Annotated in this window: 21 protein-coding genes and 1 pseudogene; 16 read left to right on the plus strand and 6 right to left on the minus strand. The window is 58.5% G+C overall.

Translation table 11 applies throughout. The features are described from left to right. Positions 1-51: 51 nt before the first annotated feature. On the plus strand, positions 52-1116 hold the full coding sequence (locus BV034_RS15730; RefSeq protein ID WP_265593050.1) for a hypothetical protein: 1065 nt from the start codon (positions 52-54) through the stop codon (positions 1114-1116). 48 nt (positions 1117-1164) lie between these two features. Here the strand turns inward: BV034_RS15730 and rlmN are convergent, their stop codons facing one another. After that, positions 1165-2235: a 23S rRNA (adenine(2503)-C(2))-methyltransferase RlmN gene (gene rlmN / locus BV034_RS15735; RefSeq protein ID WP_050027976.1), complete on the minus strand. Its 1071-nt coding sequence runs from the start codon at positions 2233-2235 to the stop codon at positions 1165-1167. Positions 2236-2437: 202 nt separating this feature from the next. On the opposite strand from rlmN, the gene BV034_RS15740 reads away from it, so the two are divergent. The 8 genes from BV034_RS15740 (at position 2438) to BV034_RS15775 (ending at position 14148) form a co-directional block, all read left to right on the plus strand. Then, on the plus strand, positions 2438-3556 hold the full coding sequence (locus tag BV034_RS15740) for an acetyl-CoA C-acyltransferase (RefSeq protein ID WP_050027959.1): 1119 nt from the start codon (positions 2438-2440) through the stop codon (positions 3554-3556). 10 nt (positions 3557-3566) lie between these two features. Continuing rightward, positions 3567-5399, plus strand: coding sequence for an AMP-binding protein (locus BV034_RS15745; RefSeq protein ID WP_050027960.1), 1833 nt, complete (start codon positions 3567-3569; stop codon positions 5397-5399). Then, the gene (locus BV034_RS15750; protein ID WP_050027961.1) at positions 5396-6160 is read left to right on the plus strand and encodes a 3-hydroxybutyrate dehydrogenase; all 765 of its coding nucleotides are present in this window, start codon (positions 5396-5398) and stop codon (positions 6158-6160) included. The genes BV034_RS15745 and BV034_RS15750 overlap by 4 nt, the downstream gene beginning before the upstream one ends. Positions 6161-6194: 34 nt before the next feature. After that, entirely contained in the window at positions 6195-7592 is a 1398-nt protein-coding gene (locus tag BV034_RS15755) for a GntP family permease (RefSeq protein ID WP_050027977.1), read from the plus strand. 432 nt (positions 7593-8024) lie between these two features. Continuing rightward, the gene (gene katG / locus BV034_RS15760) at positions 8025-10280 is read left to right on the plus strand and encodes a catalase/peroxidase HPI (protein ID WP_050027962.1); all 2256 of its coding nucleotides are present in this window, start codon (positions 8025-8027) and stop codon (positions 10278-10280) included. 407 nt (positions 10281-10687) lie between these two features. Further along, on the plus strand, positions 10688-11845 hold the full coding sequence (locus BV034_RS15765; protein WP_265593052.1) for an alpha/beta hydrolase-fold protein: 1158 nt from the start codon (positions 10688-10690) through the stop codon (positions 11843-11845). Between the two features lie 474 nt (positions 11846-12319). Then, entirely contained in the window at positions 12320-13333 is a 1014-nt protein-coding gene (locus BV034_RS15770; protein ID WP_050027963.1) for a hypothetical protein, read from the plus strand. 191 nt (positions 13334-13524) lie between these two features. Continuing rightward, positions 13525-14148 (plus strand): hypothetical protein, encoded by a 624-nt coding sequence (locus BV034_RS15775; protein WP_050027964.1) that lies wholly within the window; start codon positions 13525-13527, stop codon positions 14146-14148. Positions 14149-14304: 156 nt separating this feature from the next. Here the strand turns inward: BV034_RS15775 and BV034_RS15780 are convergent, their stop codons facing one another. Together BV034_RS15780 and BV034_RS15785 are read right to left on the minus strand one after the other, a co-directional pair. After that, positions 14305-14808: an FKBP-type peptidyl-prolyl cis-trans isomerase gene (locus tag BV034_RS15780; protein WP_050027965.1), complete on the minus strand. Its 504-nt coding sequence runs from the start codon at positions 14806-14808 to the stop codon at positions 14305-14307. Positions 14809-15115: 307 nt separating this feature from the next. Continuing rightward, positions 15116-16417, minus strand: a complete 1302-nt coding sequence (locus tag BV034_RS15785) for a hypothetical protein (protein ID WP_050027966.1) — start codon at positions 16415-16417, stop codon at positions 15116-15118. A gap of 201 nt (positions 16418-16618) precedes the next feature. Between BV034_RS15785 and BV034_RS15790 the strand changes: the two genes are divergently transcribed. Beyond that, positions 16619-17248 carry an ATP-dependent Clp protease proteolytic subunit gene (locus BV034_RS15790; RefSeq protein WP_081887860.1) on the plus strand — a complete coding sequence of 210 codons (630 nt, stop codon included), beginning with the start codon at positions 16619-16621 and terminating at the stop codon, positions 17246-17248. A 380-nt stretch (positions 17249-17628) separates the two neighbouring features. Here BV034_RS15790 and BV034_RS15795 read toward each other — a convergent pair whose 3' ends face one another. Further along, positions 17629-18045 carry a YciI family protein gene (locus tag BV034_RS15795; protein ID WP_050027968.1) on the minus strand — a complete coding sequence of 139 codons (417 nt, stop codon included), beginning with the start codon at positions 18043-18045 and terminating at the stop codon, positions 17629-17631. 235 nt (positions 18046-18280) lie between these two features. On the opposite strand from BV034_RS15795, the gene BV034_RS15800 reads away from it, so the two are divergent. Then, on the plus strand, positions 18281-18928 hold the full coding sequence (locus tag BV034_RS15800) for a 2'-5' RNA ligase family protein (RefSeq protein ID WP_050027969.1): 648 nt from the start codon (positions 18281-18283) through the stop codon (positions 18926-18928). A gap of 116 nt (positions 18929-19044) precedes the next feature. Beyond that, entirely contained in the window at positions 19045-19704 is a 660-nt protein-coding gene (locus BV034_RS15805; RefSeq protein WP_265593053.1) for a hypothetical protein, read from the plus strand. Between the two features lie 42 nt (positions 19705-19746). On the opposite strand, the gene BV034_RS15810 is transcribed toward BV034_RS15805, so the two are convergent. Next, positions 19747-20667: a bile acid:sodium symporter gene (locus BV034_RS15810; protein ID WP_050027970.1), complete on the minus strand. Its 921-nt coding sequence runs from the start codon at positions 20665-20667 to the stop codon at positions 19747-19749. Between the two features lie 255 nt (positions 20668-20922). Here BV034_RS15810 and BV034_RS15815 point away from each other — a divergent pair, with 255 nt between their 5' ends. The 4 genes from BV034_RS15815 to BV034_RS15830 all read left to right on the plus strand — a co-directional run bounded on the left by BV034_RS15815 (position 20923) and on the right by BV034_RS15830 (position 25223). Next, the gene (locus BV034_RS15815; protein ID WP_050027971.1) at positions 20923-21573 is read left to right on the plus strand and encodes a DUF4328 domain-containing protein; all 651 of its coding nucleotides are present in this window, start codon (positions 20923-20925) and stop codon (positions 21571-21573) included. Between the two features lie 53 nt (positions 21574-21626). Next, positions 21627-22277 (plus strand): NUDIX domain-containing protein, encoded by a 651-nt coding sequence (locus BV034_RS36070; RefSeq protein WP_265593054.1) that lies wholly within the window; start codon positions 21627-21629, stop codon positions 22275-22277. 79 nt (positions 22278-22356) lie between these two features. Next, complete coding sequence (locus tag BV034_RS15825) at positions 22357-24291, plus strand: reverse transcriptase domain-containing protein (RefSeq protein WP_265593055.1); 1935 nt, start codon at positions 22357-22359, stop codon at positions 24289-24291. Then, on the plus strand, positions 24288-25223 hold the full coding sequence (locus BV034_RS15830) for a hypothetical protein (RefSeq protein ID WP_050027974.1): 936 nt from the start codon (positions 24288-24290) through the stop codon (positions 25221-25223). Before BV034_RS15825 ends, BV034_RS15830 begins: the two co-directional genes overlap by 4 nt. Before the next feature lie 158 nt (positions 25224-25381). Here BV034_RS15830 and BV034_RS36830 read toward each other — a convergent pair. Continuing rightward, positions 25382-25483 (minus strand): annotated as a pseudogene (locus tag BV034_RS36830) (four helix bundle protein); the annotation flags it as partial. Positions 25484-25548 lie beyond the last annotated feature (65 nt).

The raw sequence follows: 25548 nt of genomic DNA on the forward strand, positions 1-25548 counted from the left end.
AGTGAGATGCGACGAGCGAGAGGCCTTGCCACCAAGGCCTCTCGCTGGCGGTTGCATGCCCACAATCCGCTTGATTATTTGCTCCAGTTCGTTGCAAAATGGGACATGCCCACGATTCACAGTGCAGTCCTTATCTTGTGTGCGATGATTCCGGGTTTATCCCATGCTTGTCTATGGGATAGCGACACCCTCGCTACCGAACGAGCCCGCTTCCCGGAGGTGCAAGGCACCATGAGCGGCGTGTTTCCCCGTCACTCGAAGGAGTATCATGCCTGGAGGGTGCAACAGAAGGAGCCGCTCGTGGAGTCAGGCAAGGCTGCGGCCAGCGACTACGACGATCTGGCGGTCTCGCTGCACAAGCTGGGGTCCCATCAGAGGGCCATCGACGTCATGATGGCAAAGGAGAAGAAGCTGCCGGGGCAGTATGAGACATACTCCAACCTGGGGACGTTTTACATCTACACGGGAGATTTGGTGACGGCCAAAAGCTGGATTGAGAAGGCTCTCTCGATCAATCTAAACGCCCATTTTGGGCGTGAAAAATACCAACTCTGGCTGGTGCAATGGCTTCTTGAAAGGCGTGAGGCGACTGAATCGCTGGTTAATCCTGGAGACGAGAGCATTGATCAATACTTCGCTCGTACAAAGGGTTTTGCCAGCTTTGTGGCGAGGAGAGAAGCCGGGGGCTATAGCGGGAGTAGTGATCAGCCGATTTCATTCAGCGAAGATCAGCGTAAGGCGGCGATTGGTGGCGTGACGGGGATGATGTACTTTACAGATTTTGACAACCCGATCCTGCAGGAAGCATTGGGGGATCTTCTGAGCTTTGGTAGCGGGGAGGACAATGCCGCCCAGCTCGCAAGCCTGTGTTATTTGCAAGCCTCCCAGCGTGTCGCTGGGTCCGAAGAGAAGAAGCGGTTGATGGACAAGGTGCTCAAGGAGATTAGCACTTCCAAAGGTGTCGATGAAACCACACTGAAGACAGTTCGGCGCAAGTCTCTGGAGCAAGGCGAGGCTTACGCCAAAAAGGTACGGGCAGACGAGTTGGCATGGATCGCCGCTGGCAAAGATGTCTCGGCAGATTTTCAGAAGAAGTATCTGGGGCAGCTCCGATAGGGGATAGCGTCGGGCCTCTGGCGACTCTCGCCCTTATCCCTTTTCCCTCTACGCTCCCACTCTCTTCCTCAACTGTCCGCATGCGGCATCGATGTCCGGTCCGCGAGCCCTACGCAAATGAGCCACGGCTCCGCATTCTCGCAGGGTGGCCAGGAATGACTCCGTTTGCTCCATGCTGCTGGGAGCATAGGTGCGGCCCTTGAGACTTAGTCCCGTGGGGTTATAGCGCAGCAGATTGATGTGCATGCGCCGGTCCTTCACCAGGTTTGCCAGATCCCGTGCTTGGTTCAGGGAATCATTTACCCCTTCCAGCAGACAGTACTGGATAGTCGTGATACGTCCGCTTTTCTCCTGGTAGCGGTCGGCGGCCTCCAGGATGTCCTGCACGGGGAACCGTCGCCCCATGGGGAGAATGGCGGTGCGGGTGTCGTCATCCGGAGCATGCAGGGACACGGCCAGATGCACCCCCAGATTGGCCTTGGTGAGTTCCTCGATCCCGGGGACAATCCCCACCGTGGAGATGGTGACCTGCCGCCAGCCCAGTGCGCCAAGCCGGGGATCCGCCATGCGTTCCACGGCGGGCAGGACGTTGCGGAGATTCAGCATCGGCTCGCCCATGCCCATGAAGACGATGGTTCGCAGGGTGCGCCCTCCCACCCGGGCCTCCCGCCGCAGATGAATGAACTGCTCCACGATCTCTCCCGAGGTGAGGTTCCTTTCGAACCCCGTCTGGGTGGTCGCACAGAAGTCGCAACCCATGGCGCAGCCCACCTGGCTGGAGATGCAGCCTGCCGCACGCTCCGGGTGATAGTCCGGCATGAGGACGGACTCGACGGTGCGACCGTCTGACAGCCGTAGCAGCAGCTTGCAGGTACCGTCTTCTGACACCTGCCGCTGAGCCAATGTGGCCGCTGCAGCGGGGAAGGTGGAGTGTATGCGGTCGATCAGATCGGCTGGCAGCCGGTCCTTAGGCTGGGCCCCTTCCTCCCTGGCACCGTACACGTCTCGCAGCACGGGCAGGGTGTGGGCCGGCTTGTACCCGTGCTTCACCATCCAGGCCGACAGCTCTTCTGTGGAGAGGTCGAGGAGGGGGCGGGGGACGGGAGAGGCGACGGGCATGGTGGACTGGCGGAGAGAGCCTGCAAGGTAGCATCTCCCAGCCCGCTTCCAAACTGGGAAATCCTGTTCTCCAAGGTCCAGCATCGGAAACTCCTCCGGCGGCCAGTTTGCGGCGGGCCTTTACAGCCGCCGACAAGAAAAGCTGGCAAGAAAGAGGTCCGGCCCCTTATCCTGCCCATCCATCACCTTCCTCGCTCGAAAAATGATCTGGATCGCATCTGCCAAACGCACACCCCAAGGGCGCTTTCTGGGCTCCCTCGCCAAACTTTCTGCCGTGGACCTCGCGGTTGCCGCGGGTCGCGCCGCGCTGGCGGGCATCGATCCGGAACGCATCGATCAGGTCATCGTCGGCAACGTCCTGGCCGCAGGGCAGGGCATGAACATCGCTCGCCAGATTGGCGTGAAACTCGGCCTGCCGCTGCGCGTGCCGGCCTTTACGGTGAACATGATGTGCGCCTCTGGGATGCAGGCTGTGCGGCTGGCGGTGGAATCCATCCAGGCGGGGAACTCGCGCATGATCCTCTGTGGAGGCACGGAGTCCATGTCCAATGCACCGCACCTCCTGCCGCGCTCCCGTACCGGGTACAAGCTGGGAGATGCCGTGATAGTGGATTCCCTGCTGCGGGACGGGTTGGTGGACGCCTTCAGCGGTCAGCACATGGGGCTCACAGCTGAGCGACTGGCAACCTCCCACGCCATTTCCCGTGCCGATCAGGATCAGTTCGCGGCATCCAGTCAGCAGAGGTGGTTGGCGGCTCGGGAGGCGGGCCGTTTCACCAAGGAGCTGGTGCCCTTGGAGGAGCTCTCCGACGATGAGCACCCTCGAGGAGACACCACCGCGGAAAAGCTCTCTGCATTGAAGCCAACCTTTCAGAAGGACGGCTCGATCACTGCGGGCAATGCCTCCGGCCTCAATGATGGCGCGGCGATGCTCGTGGTGTGCGATGAGGCGTCTGGCCGGGAAGCCGGGCTGGAGCCGCTGGCCTTGATCGAAAAGACCTCGGCAGTGGGCTGCGAACCCGATCTGATGGGGCTGGGGCCTGTTTATGCCACGCGGGCTCTGGGCATCGACCCGGCAGTGTTTGACGCGATCGAGATCAACGAGGCTTTTGCTGCGCAGGCGCTCGCCTGCATCCGCGATCTGGGACTGGATGAAAGCAAGGTCAACGCCGATGGCGGGGCCATTGCACTGGGGCATCCCATCGGCGCATCTGGCGCGCGCTTGCTGGTGCATCTGGCGCATCAATCCCATGCGCGCTCGCTGGCCACCCTCTGTGTCGGGGGCGGCATGGGCTGCGCGGTCGCATTGCGGAAACCCTGAGATCGCAGCCATGAACCATCTGCCTGAACCTGCCTGGGTTCCCACTGAAGAGTTCATCTCAAGCACCAACATCGCCTGGCTCATGCAGCAGGCGGGAGCCGCGAGTTGGGAGGAGCTGCATGCGTGGTCCGTGACCCATCGCGACGCGTACTGGCGAAGAGCCATCGAGCGGCTGGGCTTGCAATTCCAGCGCCTGCCGGATCGCATCGCCGACTTTTCCAGCGGGCCTGAGCATCCCGAGTGGCTGCCTGGGGCGCGGCTCAATATTGCAGCGAGCTGTGTCAAAGGGGAGCCGGATGCCATCGCCATCCTGCACCAGGACGAAGGGGGTGCGATGAAACGCATGACCCGCGGTGCCTTGGCGGAGCTTTCCGGACGCGTCGCGGCGGGGTTGGCCAGATTGGGATGTAAGGCCGGGGATCGCATCGCCCTCTTTCTGCCGATGAGCGCGGAGGCTGTGGCCATCTATCTGGGGGCCATCCAGGCGGGATGCGCGGTGGTGGGCATTGCCGACAGCTTCTGCCCCCCTGAGATTTCAGTGCGCCTGGGCATCGCTCCGGTGTCAGTGGTGTTTACCCAGGAGTCCGTCCTGCGCGGGGGCAAGCAGTTGCCGCTCTACGCCAGCGTCGTGGCAGCCGCCACACCCCGTGCCGTGGTGCTGGAAGCGTCCAGCGCCCTGGCAAGGGCTGAGGACATCACGTGGGGGGAGTTTCTGCCGGAGGAGGGCACCACGACGTTTGCGGAAGGAACCCCAGAAGATGCGATCAACATTCTCTTCTCCTCCGGCACCACGGGCGAACCCAAAGCGATCCCCTGGACGCACGCCACCCCCATCAAATGCGGGGCGGATGCTCACTTCCACCATGACATCCGACCAGGGGACGTGCTCGTCTGGCCTACGAACATCGGCTGGATGATGGGGCCGTGGTTGATCTTTGCCAGCCTGCTGAACCGCTCTGCGATGGCTCTCTGGCAGGGAGCGTCCGCAGGGTCGGCTTTTGGACGGTTCGTGCAGGACTCGGGTGCGACGATGCTGGGTGTGATCCCCACGCTGGTGAAGACCTGGCGCAAGACGGACACATTCAGCGGTTGCGATCTCTCTCGTATCCGGGCCTTCAGCTCCACGGGGGAGTGCTCCAATGCCGATGACATGCGCTGGCTCATGGCGCAGGCAGGTGGACGCCCGGTGATCGAGTACTGCGGCGGTACCGAAATCGGCGGTGGGTACATCACCGGGGTGGTGACTCGTCCATGTATTCCTGGAACCTTCAACGCCAAAGCGCTTGGCGGTGATTTTGTCATCCTCAATGAAGCCGGGCAGGAGACGAAGGAAGGGGAGGGGGAGGTGTTTCTGCTGCCACCTTCCATTGGCCTCTCTCTCAGCCTGCTTAACCGGGATCATCACCAGTCCTACTATGCCGGGTGCCCGGAGGGCCCTCATGGAGAGGTGCTGCGGCGTCATGGCGATCAGATGAAAACCTTGCCGGGCGGCTACTGGAGCGCCCACGGACGGGCGGATGACACCATGAACCTCAGCGGAATCAAGGTCAGCTCCGCGGAGATTGAGCGCACGCTACAGGCTGTCCCTGGCGTGATCGAGACGGCTGCCATTGCGGTGGCTCCGGGGGGAGGGCCGGACCAGTTGGTCATCTATGTGGTCGGTGCCGCCCAGCCCAGAGCAGACACCCGGGCGCTCCACTCAGCCATGCAAGACCGGATCAAACACAGACTGAACCCGCTCTTCAAAATCCACGACGTGGTGCCGATCGATGCACTGCCGCGCACGGCGTCGAACAAGGTCATGCGCCGTGTGCTGCGCGATCTCTATCTATCTCATCTATGAAACAACTTATCGTCATCACTGGCGCAGGAGGCGGGATCGGCCGTGGGCTGAGCCTCTGTCTGGCTGCGCAGGGGCATGCCATCATCGCCACGGATCTGCAGGCCGACAGCGCACGGGAAACGGCTGATCAAGTAAAAGCAGCGGGGGGTGAGGCGGAGCCCTTCGGCCTGGATCTGACGAACGAGGAGGCAGTGCTCAGCTTCTGGGAAGGGCTGGCGGGGCGCCCGGTCAGTGTGCTCATCAACAATGCCGGTCTGCAACAGGTGGCGAGGGTGGATGAGTTCCCCACGGCAAAATGGGACCTGCTCATAAACGTGCTCCTTAGAGGTACATTCCTCATGACGCGCAGTGTTCTCCCCGGCATGCGGGAGCGGGGCTTTGGCCGCATCATCCACATTGGCTCCATCCACTCCCTGGTCGCGTCTCCATGCAAGTCAGCCTACGTGTCGGCCAAGCATGCCTTGCTGGGCTTTTCAAAAACCCTGGCGCTGGAAACGGCAGGCACCGATATCACGAGCAACACGATTTGCCCCTCCTATGTGCACACGCCGCTGGTGGATGCGCAGATCAAGGACCAGGCCCGGGTGCGCGGCATCTCGGAGGAGGATGTCATCCAGCGCATCATGCTGGAGCCCATGCCCAAGAAGGTCTTCATCACCTTCGAAGAAATCGCCGGGGCCGTGGAGTTTTTTATGAGTGCCGCAGCCCGCAATGTGACGGGGCAGGATCTCGCGATCGATGGCGGCTGGACCGCCCAGTGAACCGCACCCCGCTCTCACCACCAGACATCAGATGATGAGTGTATTGATCGTTCTCGGGGCATTGATCTTCCTGATGTGGATCGCCTATCGCGGGTACAGCGTGATCCTCTTCGCGCCGGTGGCAGCCTTGGGGGCGGTGTTGCTCACGGACCCCAGTCTGGTCGCCCCCATGTTCAGCGGGCTCTTCATGGAGAAGCTCGCTGGTTTCCTGAAACTTTACTTCCCGGTGTTTCTTCTGGGCGCGCTTTTTGGCAAGCTCATTGAGCTGTCTGGCTTCGCGCAGTCCATCGTCACCGCTGTTATTGCCCTGGTGGGAGGAAAGCGGGCCATCGCCGCCATCGTTGCCGTGTGTGCGCTGCTCACGTACGGTGGGGTCTCGCTCTTTGTCGTGGTTTTTGCGGTGTATCCCTTCGCGGCAGAGATGTTCCGCAAGGCCAGCATTCCCAAGCGGCTGATTCCTGGAACCATCGCGCTCGGGGCCTTCACTTTCACCATGGACTGTCTGCCCGGTACGCCGCAGATCCAGAACATCATCCCCACGCCGTTCTTCAAGACCACCATCTACGCCGCTCCCTGGCTGGGTAGCATCGGCGGTTTGTTCATCCTGGTCTGTGGCTTGGCGTATCTGGACTGGCGTCGGCGCTGGGCCGAGCAGGTAGGGGAGGGATATGGCGAGAATCTGGTCAACGAACCCGCTTCGCTCAATCATGATCGTTTGCCGCATCCGTTGGTCGCTCTCATTCCATTACTGCTCGTCGGCGTGCTGAACAAGGTGCTCACCGGGGCCATCCCGCAGTTCTATGGGGAGACGCATTCCTTTCTCCCCACTGCGATTGGCAAGGCGGCTCCGGTGACGCAGGAGATTTCCCGGGTGACGGCCGTGTGGGCGGTGCAGGGGGCTCTCCTGGTGGGCATCGCCGCGGTGCTGGTACTGGCTTGGAAGGCGGTTTCCTCCCGATTCCTGGAGGGCTCGAAGCCCGCGATTGCAGGCGCGATGCTGGCCGCGATGAATACCGCAGCCGAGTATGGCTTCGGCGCAGTGATCGCAGCGCTGCCGGGCTTCGTGGCCCTGACCCGGGCGCTGGAGACGATTCGCAATCCGCTCGTCAGCGAAGCCGTCACCGTCACCACGCTGGCAGGGATCACTGGCTCCGCCTCCGGTGGCCTGAGCATCGCGCTTGCTGCCATGTCGGAGACCTTCATCCCCGCCGCGCTCAATTCCGGGGTGCCCGCCGAGGTCATGCACCGCGTGGCCTCCATGGCCAGCGGCGGCATGGACACCCTGCCGCATAACGGAGCTGTGATCACGCTGCTGGCCGTGACGGGTTTGACGCATCGGCAATCGTATCGCGACATCTTTGCCGTGACCTTGATCAAGACGGTCGCCGTCTTTGTGGTCATCGCGGTCTATTACCTCACGGGAGTGGTGTAATGAATGGCCACCTCAGTGTAGCTGTGTCCGTGAGAACGAGGAGCGTTGCGTAGCCTGGCGATGTCCGATTCACTCGCGGCATCCTCCGTTCGCCTGCGCCCCTGATCCGCATTTTCACAAATGCAGCTACATGCTACAAATATCTGCGAGCGCCCCCCGGTCGCCTCCACATGCCCATCCGCAAACTGACCGCCCGCCGCTTGCTCCGGCTTGCTGCCATAGCGTCCTCCTATGAATGGCATAGGGACAATCAATAGGACTTTCAGTTTCAACCTCTTAACTTGACGCTTCGTCCCGGGCCTTGCTTTGCCGAAATGGCAACTACAGGCCAGGAACCTTGTCTGAAATTGCGCTGCGGCGCGTATTTCTGGACTCACGTCATTGTCATCTTTTCAACTCCGTCGCATTCCAACTCCTCACGAAAACAAATCCATGAGCACTGAAGCCAAATGCCCTGTCTTCCACGCCACCTCCGGGGGTGGCACGACCAACCGTGACTGGTGGCCCAACCAACTGCGGGTGGACCTCCTCAATCAGCACTCCTCCAAGTCCAATCCCATGGACAAGGAGTTCAACTATGCTGAGGCGTTCAAGAGCCTGGACCTGGCTGCGGTGAAGGCGGATCTCGCCGCGCTCATGACGGATTCACAGGACTGGTGGCCGGCCGACTTCGGCCACTATGGCCCGCTCTTCATCCGCATGGCCTGGCACAGCGCCGGCACCTATCGCACGGCTGATGGTCGTGGGGGTGGCGGCAGGGGGCAGCAGCGTTTTGCGCCGCTTAACAGCTGGCCGGACAACGTCAGCCTCGACAAGGCTCGCCGCCTTCTCTGGCCCATCAAGCAGAAGTACGGTCGCAAGATCTCCTGGGCGGACCTCATGATCCTCACCGGCAACGTCGCGCTGGAGACCATGGGCTTCAAGACTTTCGGCTTCGCCGGTGGCCGTGAAGACTCCTGGGAGCCGGACAATGATGTGTACTGGGGCCGCGAGACCACCTGGCTCGGTGGCGATGTCCGCTACAAGCATGGCTCCCCGGGCGTGGTGGAAGACCACGGCGTGCTCGTCTCCGATGACGACGCCGATGGCAAGGTTCACAGCCGGAACCTGGAGAACCCCCTCGCTGCTGTGCAGATGGGACTTATTTACGTGAACCCGGAAGGTCCGGACGGCAATCCTGATCCCATCCTCGCTGCCAAGGACATCCGCGACACCTTCGGTCGCATGGCTATGAACGACGAGGAAACCGTCGCGCTGATCGCCGGCGGTCACACCTTCGGCAAGACGCACGGTGCCGGCCCGGCCGACAACGTGGGCAAGGAGCCCGAGGCCGCCGGCCTTGAGAATCAAGGCCTCGGCTGGAGCAACAGTTTCGGCAGCGGCAAGGGTGGCGACACCATCACCAGCGGTCTGGAAGTCACCTGGACCAGCACGCCCACCAAGTGGAGCAACAACTTTTTCTGGAACCTCTTCAGCTTCGAGTGGGAGCTTACCAAGAGCCCCGCGGGTGCCCACCAGTGGCGTCCCAAGAACGGCGCGGGTGCCGGTACGGTGCCGCATGCGCATGACAAGTCCCAGCGCATCGCGCCCTCCATGCTCACAACCGACCTCGCCCTGCGGTTCGACCCTGAGTATGAGAAGATCTCCCGCCGCTTCCTGGAGAACCCGGATCAGTTCGCAGACGCCTTCGCCCGAGCCTGGTTCAAGCTCACACACCGTGACATGGGCCCCCGTGCCCGTTACCTCGGGTCGGAAGTGCCCGCTGAGGAGCTCATCTGGCAGGACCCGATTCCTTTGGTGGATCACGCCCTGGTGGATGACGCAGATGTCGCCGCTCTGAAGGCCAAGGTGCTTGCCTCCGGCCTCACGGTGTCCGAGCTCGTCGGTACCGCCTGGGCTTCCGCTTCCACGTTCCGTGGCTCGGACAAGCGCGGTGGTGCCAACGGTGCCCGCATCCGCTTCGCCCCGCAGAAGGACTGGGAGGTGAACAACCCCGCCCAGCTCGCCAAGGTATTGGAGAAGCTGGAAGGCATCCAGAATGAGTTCAACAGCGCCCAGACAGGTGGCAAGAAGATCTCCCTGGCCGACCTCATTGTGCTCGCCGGTTCCGCAGGGGTGGAGCAGGCAGCCAAGAACGCCGGCAAGGACCTCACCGTGCCCTTCACCCCGGGCCGTGCCGATGCTTCCCTGGAGCAGACGGATGTGGAGTCCTTTAGTGTGCTCGAACCCATCGCCGATGGCTTCCGCAACTATCTCAAGGGTCGCTACACCATCCCGGCTGAAGCCATCCTTATCGACAAGGCCCAGCTGCTCACCCTCACGCCACCAGAGTTGACGGTGCTCGTGGGCGGCCTGCGCGTCTTGAACATCAACACCGGCGGTGCCAAGCACGGCGTTCTCACCGAGCGCCCCGAGGCGCTGACCAACGACTTCTTCGTGAACCTGCTCAGCATGGACACGGAGTGGAAGCAGGTCTCCCCCTGTGGCAACGCCTTCGCCGCCATCGACCGCAAAACCGGTGCGCCCAAGTGGAGCGGCACCCGCAACGACCTTGTCTTCGGCTCCAACGCCATTCTGCGTGCCGTGGCCGAAGTCTATGCGACCGCCGACTCCGAGGAGAAGTTCCTCAGCGACTTCGTCGCCGCCTGGACCAAGGTGATGAACCTGGACCGGTTCGACCTGGCTTGATTGGCAAGTTGGGGATAGAACCCTGATGGCTCAATAGCATGAGTTAACGCCCTGGATCTCATTGAGGTCCGGGGCGTTTTTTGTTGGGGGAGGAGATCCCCCAATATCGAAGGTCCACTGCGTGCCCAATGAGCGCCAGCAAAGTAGTCCGAGCACTTCAGTGCGTCAGTCGCAAGTCTCCCAGGCGTCCAACTCGTCTCCCGCTCATTAGGCTGTCTTCTAGTGAGAATCTCCCTGCCACTTCGGCAACCCATGCCGATTGCCATCTGCGCGACTTCGCCGGACCATGGCCACACTCTCCGTCCAAGATGAAGGTCTTCTCATCAGGGCTCTCCAGATCGTCGATGAATCCTGTCCTCCAATCGCGTTCCCTTGTCTTCAATCGCACTCCTTCCCTCGTTCCTCCCATGCGTCCATCGTCCTTGCGATCCCTCCTCTGTCTCGGCCTCGTCGCCGTGTCCCTGCCGGCCCTCGGCCAGCAACCCCAGCCGTCGAGCCAGCCCAAGAAACCCGACCGTCCCCAACCTCCGACCCGGCCGTTCGACGCTCCCGGTGCACCCAAGTTCACCCGCCTGGATGGCAAGCCTGGGGTGAACCCGCCCGTCAATGTGAACGGGGACTTCGTTATCGGCCCGGACTACACTCCGGCTCCGGAGTCCAAGGCAGTGGAGGGCGTTCCCCAAGGCAAGGTCAAGCAGTTCCAGATCGACTCGAAGGACTGCAAGCTCTTCAATCCTGGTATTGCCCGCGATGTGTTCGGCACGGTCGATCCCAACAATCCCAAGACGCTGATCGTTGAGACCCATCCCATCGACTACAAGCGCACCATCACCGTCTATGTCCCGGCCCAATACAAGGCAGGCACTGCGGCCCCGTTCATCGTCACGCACGATGGTCCCGGCATGGGCAAGCCGGACATGAACCTCGTCCGCACGCTGGACAATCTCATCGCCCAGAAGCGTGTGCCCGCCATGATCGCCATCATGATCTCCAGCGGCGGCGGTGATGCCCAAGGGCATGAACGGGGTAGGGAGTATGACACGATGTCCGGGCTCTTTGCCGAGTTCATCGAGAACGAAGTGCTGCCTCTGGTGGAGAAGAACTACGGCGTGAAGCTCACCAAGGACGCGGAAGGCCGCGCCACCATGGGCAACAGCTCCGGCGGTTCTGCAGCGCTCGCCATGGCCTGGTATCGGAATGACCTCTATCATCGCGTGATCACCACCTCCGGCACCTTTGTGAACCAACAGTGGCCCTTCAACCCCGAGACGCCCGGCGGCGCATGGGACTTCCATGACAAGCTCATCCCCGCGAGCCCTGTCAAGCCCCTCCGCATCTGGATGGCCGTGGGGGATCGTGATCTCCTGAACCCCAATGTCATGCGCGACAACATGCACGACTGGGTGGAGGCGAACCATCGCATGGCCAAGGTGCTCAAGGCAAAAGGCTACCCCTATCAATATGTCTATTGCCTGAATACCGGCCACAGCGTCGGCCCCGCCAAGTCGCAGTTTTTGCCGCAAGCGCTGGAGTGGGTGTGGCAGGGATATCCAGTGGAAAAGTAGGGGGCTGATCCGGGTGATCGCGATCGATACCTAGTCATGGCCGGCGATCTGGCATCCCTTCAGGATGCGGGTTCTCGGGCGGCTTTCCAGGGTTGTTCGGTCGCTTCACTCCCTCGAACCCTGGCTACCATCTGTCATGGCTTCGGCATCAAATCGCCGGACGCTGTCTTTCTGGCGCTTGATGCCGGAGGCATCAAAGAAATTAGCCAGGGGTTGAGCGTAGCGATACCCCTGGTAGTCATGTGAAATGATGGTACCCTGAAGGTGGTGCCAGAGTCATTGCCATCGCCGAACAACATCGCTGACATGCCTTCGGCATGATCTGCATCTTGTGACGTGAGCTTCAGTCAGTGTCCGTCAGCAGTTCCAGAAATTTCAGTTTTCCACCATGAATGCTTGATCAGTGTTCCATCAGTGGTTCGCCCTGAAATTCATTTGCATTTCGGACGCCGTCCATGAAGCCTTGCGGAAACCATGAACTCTCTCCGCCTTCGCCCGACCCATCTCTTGGCGCTCCTTGCCGGTGTCATTCTGACCGGATCCCTCCACGCACAATCTGACAAAGCCACCGTCAGCGGTACCTTCCTCGGAGATGGCAAAGACGGGAAGATCCAACACCTCGTCGTCCAAACCCGTGAGCCTTTCAGCGACCAGGCCGCGATTCGGTTGGTGTTCACAGAGAAGAATCCCTCGGCTTCCAAAAAACCGGACTTCGATGCGGGATTCAAAAAACTGGGTAGCGCGCTGATCATCAGCGTGTTCAAGGACGGTGGCATCTTTGGCTGCGAAGTGGCTCACACCGCCCATTCCAAGTCGCCCTTTTCCTCGGTTGGCGTCATCAAGATGGAAGGCTTCACCGTCACGGACACGCAGGTCTCCGGACGCCTGACCACCGGCAAGGAGCAGGAGTTCTTTGGCCAGACGTGGAACGTTGATCTCACGTTCTCCGCCCCACTGCCCAAGGGGGCCTTTGCTGCTGAAGCCGCTGAGTCCCCATCGACTACCAAGAAGATGGAGAAGGAGAAAGAAAAAGAGGAGTCCGAGCCCTTCGCCTCCGGCCCGAAACTTCCGATCGCCGACCTCCCACTGCCTACTGGTGCCCGCGACATTGAGTACAAGTCCGTCGTCGGTCACATTCTCTTCAAGGCCGATGCTCCAGTCAGCACCGTGGCCACCGACTTCTCCAAGAAGCTCAAAGCCCAAGGCTGGCAGGACGGCGCAGGGGGCTTGATCAGCAAGAGCAATGCGATCCTCAAGCGCAAGCTCAACGGCGCAGATCTCACCATCATGATCCAGCCCGAAGGCACTGGCAGCAACGTCAAGGTCTTCACCCAAGGTCTCGACTGGTCCAAGACTCCCGCCTCCACAGCCGGTGCAGGTTCAGCCCCCGCTTCCAAGCCCGCTACTCCCAACGTCGAAGACATTGAGAAGGAAGCCAACAAGGCTCTTCAAGATGCCCTGAAGGGGATTCCTGGAATCAAGCTATAAGTTAGGGGTTAAGAGTTGTGAGTTAGACGTTTAACGGGGAGATGGCCATTGGGGATGAATGTTTAGTTCACGAGGCTGGTACGGATCCATCTCATAACGTTTAATTTCCGCAGGCTGAAGCCTGTACTCCGTACAGTTTCAGCCTCAACACCCTGACCACCGCCAACTGTCCACTGCCTACTAAATCACCCATGCGCTTTCTCTCCCTCCTCACCGTCGTCGCCTTCACCCTATCCGCCCGCGCTGCTGACGGTGATCTGAAAAAACTCGCTGGCGAACTCGACGGCTATCGCTTCGAATTCCCGTGCCAGGACCCCATGCCAGAGAACCCCAAACCCGGCGCGGACGGCATCTCCGCCCGGAAGACGGATGACCCGGCGACCAACGACAAATTCACCGATACCAAGAAGTTCGGAGGCGAGGCAGGGAAGCGGTACAAGGTCACCCTGCGCGTGCGCGGCGTGGTGGAGCCCATGATGTACAAGGACGGTCAGCAGGTGGGCGAGCGATTCTACATCGGCGGCAGCCCGAACAACGCCACCTACAACATCTATCAGCTTACGGTTTCCTCGCCCGCCTCGCACTTCTTCTTCAATCGCGATGACAAGGTCGGCCACCGCATCTTCACCATCGACTACACGGCCACGATCGAGATCGAAGGCGGTGCCACGCTGACCCTTCACGGCAACGGCCAGAACGGCCGCATGATCACCAACTTCTCCAAACTCGTCGTCCCCGACATTGCCCCAGCTCCGCAACCCTATAACGGCCAGTTCATCCAGCTCAATGTGGTGGATGTCGTGGAGGTGAAGTAGGGGCAGACCTCAGAGTGTTCCGCCATCGCACGGTCAGAATTCATCTGACCATGCGCTGGTGCTGACTTCTTTCCGCGAACTCTGTAAGCGTCAGCGAGTGTCTGTCAGCGGTTTCTTAAGATGCCTATTGATCTCAATTAGTGCAGATCAGTGGTTTCAATTCACCTTCAGCAATTCCACCTGGAAGATCAAATCGCTGTTCGCCGGGATCTTCCCACCCACGGCGCGGCTGCCATAAGCCAGTTGGGAGGGGATGTAGAGCATCCACTTGTCTCCGGGCTTCATGAGCTGCAGGGCCTCAGTCCAGCCGGGGATCACCTGACCCACGCCAAAGGTCGCGGGCTGACCGCGCTCGATGGAGCTGTCAAACACGCTGCCATTGGTCAGCGTACCCTTGTAGTGCACTGTCACGGAATCGTAGGGGGCAGGGGATTGACCCGTCCCAGGCCCGGAGGCCAGCACTTGATAGCGAAGCCCGCTGGCGGTGGTCACCCAGCCGGAAGCATCGACGGAGGCGGCCGAAGAGAAGCGGCTGTTGCTGGCACTGGAACTCGCGCTCGGTGCAGGACTCTGATCGCTGCCCTCAGGTTCCGACTGGCAACCCGTCACCAGGAGAGCCAGGGTGGACGAAAGCGAAAAGGCGAGGGGAGTGAGTTTCATAGAGGTGGGTGAATCGAAAGGTGGGAAATGGCGAGTGCGCGTGTCTGATGGTGTCGGAATTGAGGGAGAACCGGATGGGGTGCAACTATAGATTGCGTGGTGTGGCGAGGAACATCGCCTCCGCGGGAAGACGAAAGTAGTCGTAGGCTTTAGCCTGCCTCAGGATCACCGCGGATACGAAAGGCAAGCATTCTGTGCAGGCGAAGGGCAACCCTGCGGGGCAAGTCCATTGCGCATCAACCACCAGCAGCGCGCTCGATTGATCCCACTGACGTACTGACGTGCTGACGCACCGGCCTAACGACCCTTATCCCTCTTCCCTTACCCCTTGACCCTCTAACTGCCGCTTCCTCTCTGCCTCCAACGCGGCCTTCTCCGCTGCCATGGCCGCGAGGGAAGCGGCGCGACGAACCTTTTCTTTTGCTTCCTGTTCGGCACGAATCTTGGCAGCAGCGGCTTCGCGCTTGGCACGAGCTTCTTCCTCCACCAGACGGGCGGCTTCGGCCTCGGCGGCCTGCTTGGCTTTCAGGGCCGCGTTCGCAGCTTTCAAGGCTTCGACTTCCAGACGGGCCTGTTCACGCTCGAACTCGCGGGCGGCCTCCCGTTCGGCCTTGGCCTTTTCCGCTGCTTCCAGTTTGGCAATGCGCTCGGCTTCCCTTTCTGCCTGAAGGCGGGCTTTTTCAGCGGCGGCCTGTTCTCTCGCGGCCTCTTTTTCAGCTTGGAGCCTGGCTTTCTCCTCGGCCGCGGCAGCGGCCGCTTGCTCTTTGGCAAGGCGGGCTGCTTCCTTCTCCTCCAGAAGCCGGATCCTCTCCACGGCCTTCTCGGCATCGGCCTGTTCTTTGGCCAGCTTGGCGGCGGCTTTCTCGGCTTCCGCTTGCTCCTTGGCCGCTTGCTTCTCCGCTGCGATGCGGGCTTTCTCTTCTGCGGCTGCGACAGCCGCTTGTTCCTTGGCAAGACGGGCGGCTTCCTTCTCTTCCTGAATCCGCGCTTTCTCCGCTTCCCGCTCGGCTGCGGCCTGTTCCTTTGCGGCGATCATTTCCGCGAGACGACGAGCTCGTTCGGCTGCCATTTCGGCCGCGGCTTGTTCTTTGGCGATACGTGCTGCTGCCAGTTCTGCCAGGAGCTTCACTTTCTCCGCCTCTCTTTCGGCGGCCGCCTGTTCCTTGGCCAGTTGTGCGGCTTCCTTCTCGGCCTGGATACGGGCTTTCTCAGCCTCCTTCTCCGCCGCGGCCTGGGCTTTGGCTGCTTCGCGTTCGGCTGCCAGTCGGGCCTTCTCGGCCGCTGCTGCTGCGGCTGCCTCTTCCTTGGCGATCCGGGCCGCTTCTTTCTCAGCCAGCAGACGGGCTTTCTCTGCCTCCCGGGCCGCAGCTTCTTCCTCTTTGGCCTGAAGGGCTGCCACCTTGGCTGCCAGTTCCGCCGAGACCTTGGCCTCCTGGGCTTCCACAAGGGTCGTGGCGAACTCACGAAGCTGCTGGGCCAGATCGACCGCCGTTTCTTGCAGGGCAGGGGCCGCCTCCGTCAGCACGCGAGGCCAGATTTCCAGCGTTTCCAGCTTGGCAGCGGTGTCAGTGAGGAGGGCGGTAAATTTCGGGTCGAGTCGGGTGGTCATCGCTAGGTGCAGAAAGGAAGAAATGGGGGTGGGGAACAGGAATGATTGGAGACGGATGGGGCGCTGTAAAGTCCGTTCATTCGGCACTGACACTGATCATCGGACGGGGCAACGAAGCGCGTCTCTGTGTTGTTGACTTGATCATTGACAACTTGCCATGGTGCCGTCCTGATTGCGGTAGCTTCAATTTCTCGTGTTCTCATGTGGTTTCGTCGTAAACAGTCCCAGTCCCAGAGCAGCCAGCAGGTTGGGATATCTGGCGTACCTGAAGCATCGAATACCGAGCCTGGGTTTGCAGGAATGGACTGGCGCAGGCGGGAAATCCAGCTAGTCGGGATGATTGACGATGAAATGGCCAACCGTGTCATTGCCCAACTTCTGTACTTGCAGATGCAAGACAAGCGGGACCCGATTACGCTTGTCCTGAACTCAGAAGGCGGTGCCGTTACCGCAGCGCTTGCCATCATGGACACCATGGAGTTCGTGGGGGTTCCCATTCACGTCGCAGCAAGAGAGTTGGCAGCAGGCATGGCACTCCTGCTCCTAGCGGCCGGAACACGCGGGCAAAGAGTGGCAAACGCGCATTCGCTGGTTCAATGCGGACCAGTGATATCCACTAGCGTTAATCCTGGCACTCATGAGCTGTTCGTCCGCATCAAGGCCCAGACGAAAGAGCGCTTGAGAACTCTAACGAATCTCACCGCCCTTGAGGCAGAAGAGGTCATCGAGAGAGGGCGTTCGTTCACTCCAGTCGAAGCCTTGGATGCAGGTATCATTGACACCATTGCTCCATCGACGTGGACTCCACGCACGATAAACCCGCAGTTTTAATCTGGCTTTGAATGCTGATTCCGGGCTTAGTGGACGAAGTCACCGAGCCAAGCTCCGACAGGCATCCCTGAATGAGGCCGGGCCTACAGCCCTCAGCAATTGTTTGCTATCATGACCGTGGGTGATGCCCACGGCTGGTATGACTACGGGCCTACAGCCCTGAGCTTCTTGTGTTCAGGATGGTCGAGGGCGTCGGTCGCCACAGTGTTTTCAGTTTCCGGCGTGAAGAGCCGCGAGAGCGCAGCCAAGGGGGCGGAGGTCGCGAAGTAGACTGGGAACCTGGGCATCCCCGCCCTCAGCCCTGAACATTTTCCGATCCAACGTTATTCCATTAGCGTTTCGTTAGTGTCAGTTAGTGGTTCACTTTCAGTCATTCCCCATCACTTGCCCCGCTCCGCTGCGCGCTTCTGCACCTCCTCCGGCAGATCCTCCATCTCCCAGATCTCCCGCAACTCGATCACATCGCCATCCGAGGCCGGGCAGCGCTGGGCCCAGTCCAGGGCCTCCTGCTTGGACTTCACCTGGATGATCCAGAAGCCGCCAAGGACTTCCTTGGTCTCGATAAACGGCCCGTCCGTTACGGTGGGCTTGCCCTTGGCGAACGCCACCCGCGCCCCTCGGGACAGCGGGTGCAGGCCGTCCACCGTCAGAAGAATCCCGGCCGCTTCCATCTCGTCGTTAAACCGCCCCATGGGTGCCATCTCCTCTGCCGTCGGCTCGTAGCCATCCTCCTGTCTCTCGGACGCCGGCGTATCGGGTTGGTAACCGCGGGGAATCATCATCATCAGGAATCTCATGGTTGTTCGTAGATTAGGTTTGATCTGGAATTTCGACGGTGTGCCATTCAGGGCCCCCGCCTCATAGGGTAGTCGACTAGGATCGCGGGAACTCGACATGCCTCCTCATTTTCTTTTTTGAGGGAAGGGGGTGGTCTTGTCTTTGTCTTTCAGGAGACACGCTGCATCGTTTGCCTTACCCTTATTCTCTTCATCGAACCTGAACCTAGCGATCTGCAAAGCCACGGTCTGCACCATGAGTGATCAACTTGAACTCTTCGGGGGTGAATCCTTCGGGTCTCGAAAGCCTCCGCAACAGCCGCGAAAGGCTGCCCCACGAACACCGCCAAAATTCAATCTGTTCCTGGCGGTCCTGCCAGATCGGTTCACGGCTGAGCAGGCGCTCGGCATCGGATCCTCCTTCCTCAAAGAGCATCGTACGAGTGGCCGGTTGCGGCCTTTGTCCAAGTTACATGTCTCCTTGAACGGCGACAGCTTTCACACGCTTCCGGAGGATGTACTGGAGAAATTCAGCTCGGCGATGAAGCGAGCCGCAGAGGCGATCGTTCCTCACACACCTTGTTTCGAGATCACCTTTGACCGGCTCAACACTTTCGGATATGGCAATGGAGATCGCCCCCTCGTCCTTACCCAAGACGACGATGCCAATGCGGAGCTGAAGCGCCTTTATGAGGCCATCCTCGAAGAGGATCGCGCCATTTTTGGTCCCATGCATGAAGGTCGCTTCGTCCCTCACATGACCCTTTTGTATGGGAAGCATCAGGTCCAAGACCAGTCCGTGGCACCTGTGTCCTGGACGGCGCGGGAGGTTGTTTTGATCCTCAGCGAACGAGGTGCTGACCAGTACCAGATACTGGGCCGGTGGCCTCTGAGGGCTTGCTGAGGCCTCTTCCCTTATCCCGCTCTCCTATCGACCTCAGTTCCTGGCAGAGTCTTCTCTCCACCTTGCTGACGCTGGCGCTCGTCACCCTGGTCGGTATGGGATTGCGTCTGGTGATCATGTCCACCATCCAACAAAGGCGGGAGCGTTCGAATAGGCAGATCAACGAACGCCTGCGCGTGCTCATCGCGGCGTACAAGACGCTGGGCGGCTCTTTCACGGGCGACCTTACAGTGGATCCCATCCATCGGCGTGAATTGCGGAAACGCGCCGAACGGGCTTCTCCTGGCGATACTGGGGAAGGGGGCATCGCGGCGGCGGAATTGAACAGCGGATCGGACCGCTCCCGGCGCATGCGGGATGCGGTGGAGGCAGCGCTCTCAGACATCATTCTGCTCGGTACCGAGGAACAAGTGCGTATGGCCTCCCATGCGGCCCGTGAGCTGGTCGCCGGACGTCATTTGCACACGCATGAGCTGGTCGTTTCGTTGCGTGACTTCATTCGCCAAGCCCTGGACCTGGAACCTATTCCCTCAGGATTGGAGATCCCCATGCAGGGACCGACCCGACCCGGCGGAGCCAGCTCTGGAGACCGCGGCAAGGCCAAAGAGAAGGCCGAGGGCGGAGGTGAGCGCGGCAGTGGTGGTGGCAGCGGCGGCGGGGGCGGAGGTGGAGGTGCGATGGGGCTAGGCATGGGCATGGGCGGCATGGCAGGCCTAGGGCTCGGCCATGGAGTGGAGGACCCCACGGACGAGATCGAGCCAGCGAAGGGGGAGTGAAATGATCCGGCATCGGCCTCCAGAAGCGCGGCCAACGTTGGCTCACCTAGAGTGACCTTCTTTCCTCGCCTGCCGCAGATGGGAAAGCGCGGGCACCGCCGCCACGCCGAGGCTCACGCCGCCGTACAGGAGCAGCACAAACAGCACTCCGGCGCCATACTCGGCGTTCTTGCCCTCTAGGCCGAAGAGGGACGCGGAGATCAGCACGGCAAGGTTGATGTTCTTCATGCTCGACTCAATGCCCAGGGCCATGGCATCCCGGCTGGAGAACTTCAGGACATACTGCGAGCCCCGCAGGATGACGACCTGGATGATGAGGCAGTAGAGCAAGACGGCCACGGGGATCTGGGCGGAATAGCGGCTGAAATCGATGCGACCGCTGCCCAGGGACCCCACCACGAGGATGGCGGAGAAGAAGAGGCTCACCCGCACCACCCACTTGGAGCCCCAGTGTGCGGTGTCATCCTTTAGCATCCGCCCCAAGGCCATGCCTGCCCCGAAGGGGATGATGAGGAAGACGAAGATCTCCCGGATCACCATGCCCACCGGCATGGTGATCTCCGGCGGCAGGTAATCGCCCGCCAGCAGCCTCATGATGAGCGGCGCGGTCACGAGGGCGAGGAGGGTGGTGACTCCGGAGAGGGCCACCGACAACGCTACATTCCCCCGGCCCAGATGCGTGTAGATGTTCGACAGCGAACCTCCCGGCATCGCGGCGATGATGATGAACCCCACCACCACCTCCGGCGGGAACTTGACGAGGAACACCATCGCCGCCGTCAGCAGCGGGATGCCCACCACCTGGTACAGCACGCCCGCGATCATCGGCTTCGGCTCCAAAACCAGTTCCACAAAGTCCCGCGACTTCGTCACCATGCCCATGCCCAGCATCGCCAGCACCAGTTGCGTGGAGGCCACGAGGTGGTGGTAGTGCGGGTATTGATCGAAGAGGTCTTTCAGCATGAGGAGAGGGGATGACGACTGTGGACGAGGACTGGCCTAGGTTGGATACCCTGTGAATCGAAAGCCTTTGTCGCTTCGGTTGCCAGTTCGTCCGATCTCCCCAGGAGCGATGACAGGATCCGGATCAGGGATTTCCCCGCCAGGTCAAGTTCGAAGTGGGGGGCTTCGAATAACCCTTCTGGATCTAATAAGTGTTCCATCAGTGCAAATTAGTGGTTTGCTTTGCCCGCTGCCATCTGCTCCATTGGTTGCTCCATGGAGAAATCGTACGTCTATCGTTCCGTCGAGGGCTTGAAGGTGGCGCTCATCATCTTCCTGGCGCTGGACCTCGTGCTCAATGTCCTGTCTGCCGGATCGAGCTGGATGCAGATTGAGCTCCTCCAGCGCCCCTACACGGAAGAGGAGGGGGAGCTGAATGACCTGCGCGAGGGAGCCATCGGCCTGATCCAATTGGGCGTTTATGTCGTCACCGCCGTCGTCTTCTGCGTCTGGATCGTCCGTTCCCAAAAGAACGTCTGGGCCTTTGGCTATCCCCAGGAAATCACTCCCGGCTGGGCCGTAGGCTGGTTCTTCATCCCCATCGCGAATCTCTGGAAGCCCTACCAGGCCATGAAGGCCCTCTGGCTTTCCAGCGTGCCCAACCGCTCCCACGCCCCGCTGCTGCCCATCTGGTGGACCTTCTGGATCCTTTCCAGTGCCATTGCTCGTGTCAGCTTCAAGACCTCCATGAAAGCTGAGACGGTACAAGAATTGATCTCGGCCTCGCAAATCCAACTGGCCAACTGCGCCGTGGATGTCCCGCTCACGGCATTGGCGCTGGGTGTTGTGATCAATATCAGCCGGGCTCAGACGGCGACGGGGCGGGAGTTGACCGCTAGTCCGAGTATGGTTGCTGCACATCCTTAACTGCAGCATTTGCTCGTGATTTTCGTGCGCCTTTACTTCAAGTTGCTTCCAAAATGACTGAGTCTAATACAAGTTGCATTCCAAGGCTATTGGAGATATGTTCGAATCAGGGGAGTTTTCTCCAAATTGCTGGTAGCGAAGTAGGCATTGGAGCTGTATTGTACGCTCGCTGTGGTGAGCAAGTGCTGTTTGTCCAAAAGGCTGAAAAGCAGGGGTATGAGTTCTCTAACATGCTTGCATTGCCAGGAGGAATGGTGCGCATCGTTCCTGGACAGACAATTTCAGACGAGACAATATTAGATGCACTTTGCGATCGCGTAAGTCAAGAGACGGGTTTCATGCCCAATAAGTCAAGATGCAGACCATTCCCGGTTCCCGGGTGCATTTCGCGGTACACCGCTAAAAATGTATTACGTTATGCTTTTGTGATTCCTTATCTGATTGATGTAGACGAGACGACCGAAGTGAGCCCGGGCCACGCCAGCGTCTCCACCGCAAAGTGGATGGACCCGACTGCTGCCTTGTCGTCTTGCGCTCCAGTAAACTGTGTCATTGTCTCGGGTGTGCTTAAGAGATTGCTCTCGAAACCGCATGATGAGAGGGTGCGCCAGGCGGAAGAAGCGGCTCGCGCTAAGTGTAAGGAATTTCTCAAAGGTGTGCACGTCCCTGAAATGGCGCGTTTCTTAGTTCAGGATCAATTGTGAAAATGGCATGTTATTTGTCGTCGTGTCAAGGTTTTGTGCCTAAAGCATCATATTCATCAACGAATTAACAAGCAAGTTCATGGAAATTGACTTTGTCAGCGTAGCCTATAGGAAGCTAAAGCAAATGGTTTACTATGACAGGACGCATCTACATCTAAGGCAAACCCTTGCTGAGTTTGAATGTGGGCATGATGTTTTGGATCGTCTCGGAATGTTGGGTGACTTGCTTCAAGTAGAAGACCCGACTAAAGACCGACGATTTAAGAACTGGCTGGGGAAGATAAATTATGTGTTGACTCCAAAAGCAGTGAGAAAAAATGCTCACGATAGTGTTAAAGGTGGCACATTTGTAAGTAATGTTACCACTGACTCGAAATATGAAATTGATAGAGTGAATTTCATATTCGATGGACCTATTGAGCTTCATCTGATTGCTGTTCTCTGGATTATGTTTGAGGGGCATAAGCTGGATAACAGGCTGCCGCGATACTGCAATGGCTCTCGTCTCAATAGTGTTGTTGGCAATGACGATGACAGGTCTGCCCTGCTGTTTAAGAAATACCATGAACTATATAGTCAATGGCGGGATATGGGTGTCAACAAGGCGAGGGAAATGCTCATTAACGAGGAGCGCAGTGTTTGCATCATTTCTCTAGATTTTCAAGAGTTCTACTATCGGATTGAGTTGAATTGGTCGCAATTAAAGGATGCGATTGATCGTCCGATGGTCGAAAACGAGATTGACGAATATCTCTATGGACGGGAAATGCTCGGGGGAAAGCTCTTAGGCTGCCTTGAAGCGATATGCAAGGCATACAAGAAGTCAATCCAAAGTGCATTGTCTGAAACCCATGTCTTGCCTCCGACTGCGACCTGCTTGCCTATTGGCCTATGCTCATCACCGATAATAGCCAATTGGTATTTGGCGGGTTTTGATGAAGACGTCATGTCTAATGTTAGACCTGCTTACTACGGGAGGTATGTGGATGACATACTGCTCGTTGTTGCAAGCGATAATATGAACGGGGCGGATCCAGTTCGAGATTTTATGGACCAAGTTATGGAGAAATCTGGAGTGATGCGATGGTCTGAAGACTTGAATGGGTACCAGATTAGTAGGCTGCCTTGCATCTTTCTCCAAAAGAGTAAATGCGTGCTGCAATATTTTGATGCCAGTCATTCAATCGGCGGTCTAGAAAAATTCAAGAAACAGTTGGAAGCAAATGCAAGTTCCTTTGCGCTCTTGCCGGTCGATGGAGAAGATAACTCGATAGAGCAAGTGGCCTACGACTTGCTGTACGATGGGTCTGAGAATAAGCTTAGGAACGTAAAGGATATTGGTGAAAGCAAATGGGAATTGGCGCAGTATTTGGCTAAGCAAACCCAAATGCATCTTGTTGCAGGTCAAGGTCCGCGAAAGAGTATGGAGGAGGAGCTGAGGCGCTTTTTCAAGGGTCGCAACGCCATAGAGTATTGGGATATGTGGGAGCGTGTTTTGTCACTCTTTGTCGTTTCAGGTAGACTTGATTTAGTTGATGCGTTTTATGGCGATGTGAAAATGGAAATTGGAAAGGTTGAAGCGATCGGAGGCGGTGCCACCAGAAGGGTCAAGGATTTCCTCAGAGAACACCTTGACATAGCTAGGAAATTGTCATTGTCGTTGAAAGTCAGGCAAGATTCAATTAAGTATGTGGAGGGGGATATCTGGAGGCACTCCAACATGTTGCGGCATCACTTGGTGATGATTCCTTTGTTAAATTACACGAATTTTGAAGGAGACTTTACTCGTGGAGTTGGGGTTGGGCGCGTGAAGCTGGTAGGGCACAAGGTGGAGTTTAGTCCTAGATATGTACATTTTGACGAGTGCCTCAGTTTTGTGGAGTCACTTCACTGGCTGCGACGTCAAGTTGATTCGATCACAGCCGCCAACGAGATATATGCAAAGTTCTATGGAAGCGCTAGTCAAGACGTTAATCTCAAGGTCGTGAAAGGAGGCGAGGAGTCTGAGAAATGAAACCTTATTCAATTATCTCCATTGGTGACAAAGGTGGCGCTGACCTTCATGGTGCCTTGCAAATAGCCATTGCGCACATGAAAGTCTTTGAGGAAGATATAAAAGTTAGCTATCTGAAGAAGCCAAATACCTCGGTTTCGCGCTTGCTCAGAATCTCGCGAATATTAAATGATGTAGTGCGACATGGTGTTCGCAATCCTGAGAATAGGGTGCAACTTCTAGTATTGCCTGAAGTTTCAGTGCCTCATGCATTCGCTGCGTTTCTGACGCGCTGGGCGAGGGAGCATCAAATCGGGATTATTTGTGGATTGGAGCATAGGGTTGATGGTCGCGGCTTCGCGTGGAATCAACTGCTTGCTGCTCTGCCGTACCGGGCTGGGAATGGTAGGAAGTCCTGCCTACCAATTCGCAGATTGAAACAGCATTACGCGCCAGAAGAAAGGTTCATACTTGAGAATAATGGCCTGAAGGTTCCGACTTCTTCCGAGCACAGCAGATACCAGTTGTTCCGATGGAGGGGCGCAAGTTTTGCGGTGTATAATTGTTATGAACTGGCTAGTTTGGAGGATAGATCAATATTTAAAGGGAGAGTGGACTTTATCGTCTGTTCTGAGTTCAACGCCGACGTAAATTACTTTGCAAACATAGTGACGTCGGCTGCGCGTGATTTGCACTGCTATGTTGTGCAAGTTAATAGCTCCCACTTCGGTGACTCCCGTGTGGTGAGTCCTTCAAGAACGGAGAAGCTGACCCCCCTCCATATAAAGGGGGGGGACAATCAGACATTTTTGACAATGAAACTCGCTTTAAAAGAGTTGCGCGACCATCAGCGCTTGGGATATGGCTTGCAAAAAGACTCCAAAGACTTCAAATGTACTCCTCCGGGCTTTAACGTCGCCAGTGTCGAAGAGAGAATCGGCTTGGGCGGGTGAACTTTGAAAGTAGCGAGTACAGGCTCCGAACGGACTATCCATCGGATTCGCAAATCGTGTAGATCCTCCTAAAAAAGATGTAGGAATGGATCCCTCAACGTATGTAGCGAGGAATGTGTTCGCCTAGTCTTTCCAGGGCAGTAGTGCTGGCGAAAACTGATCTTCGTTTCTGTGGAGGTTACAGAGGCTTTGCTGCTCTCAGCGATGTTTTGTTTCCCGGATCTCGCCGCTTGCACCATTTGATCAATGGTGCGGTCTCCGTGTCACCGGGCACTTCAAAACCGGCCACCGATGGGCGGAATAGACCGGCCAGGCAAATCTACAG

The organism is Verrucomicrobium sp. BvORR034 (genome assembly GCF_000739635.1).
In the GTDB taxonomy this organism is placed as follows: Bacteria; Verrucomicrobiota; Verrucomicrobiia; order Verrucomicrobiales; family Verrucomicrobiaceae; genus Verrucomicrobium.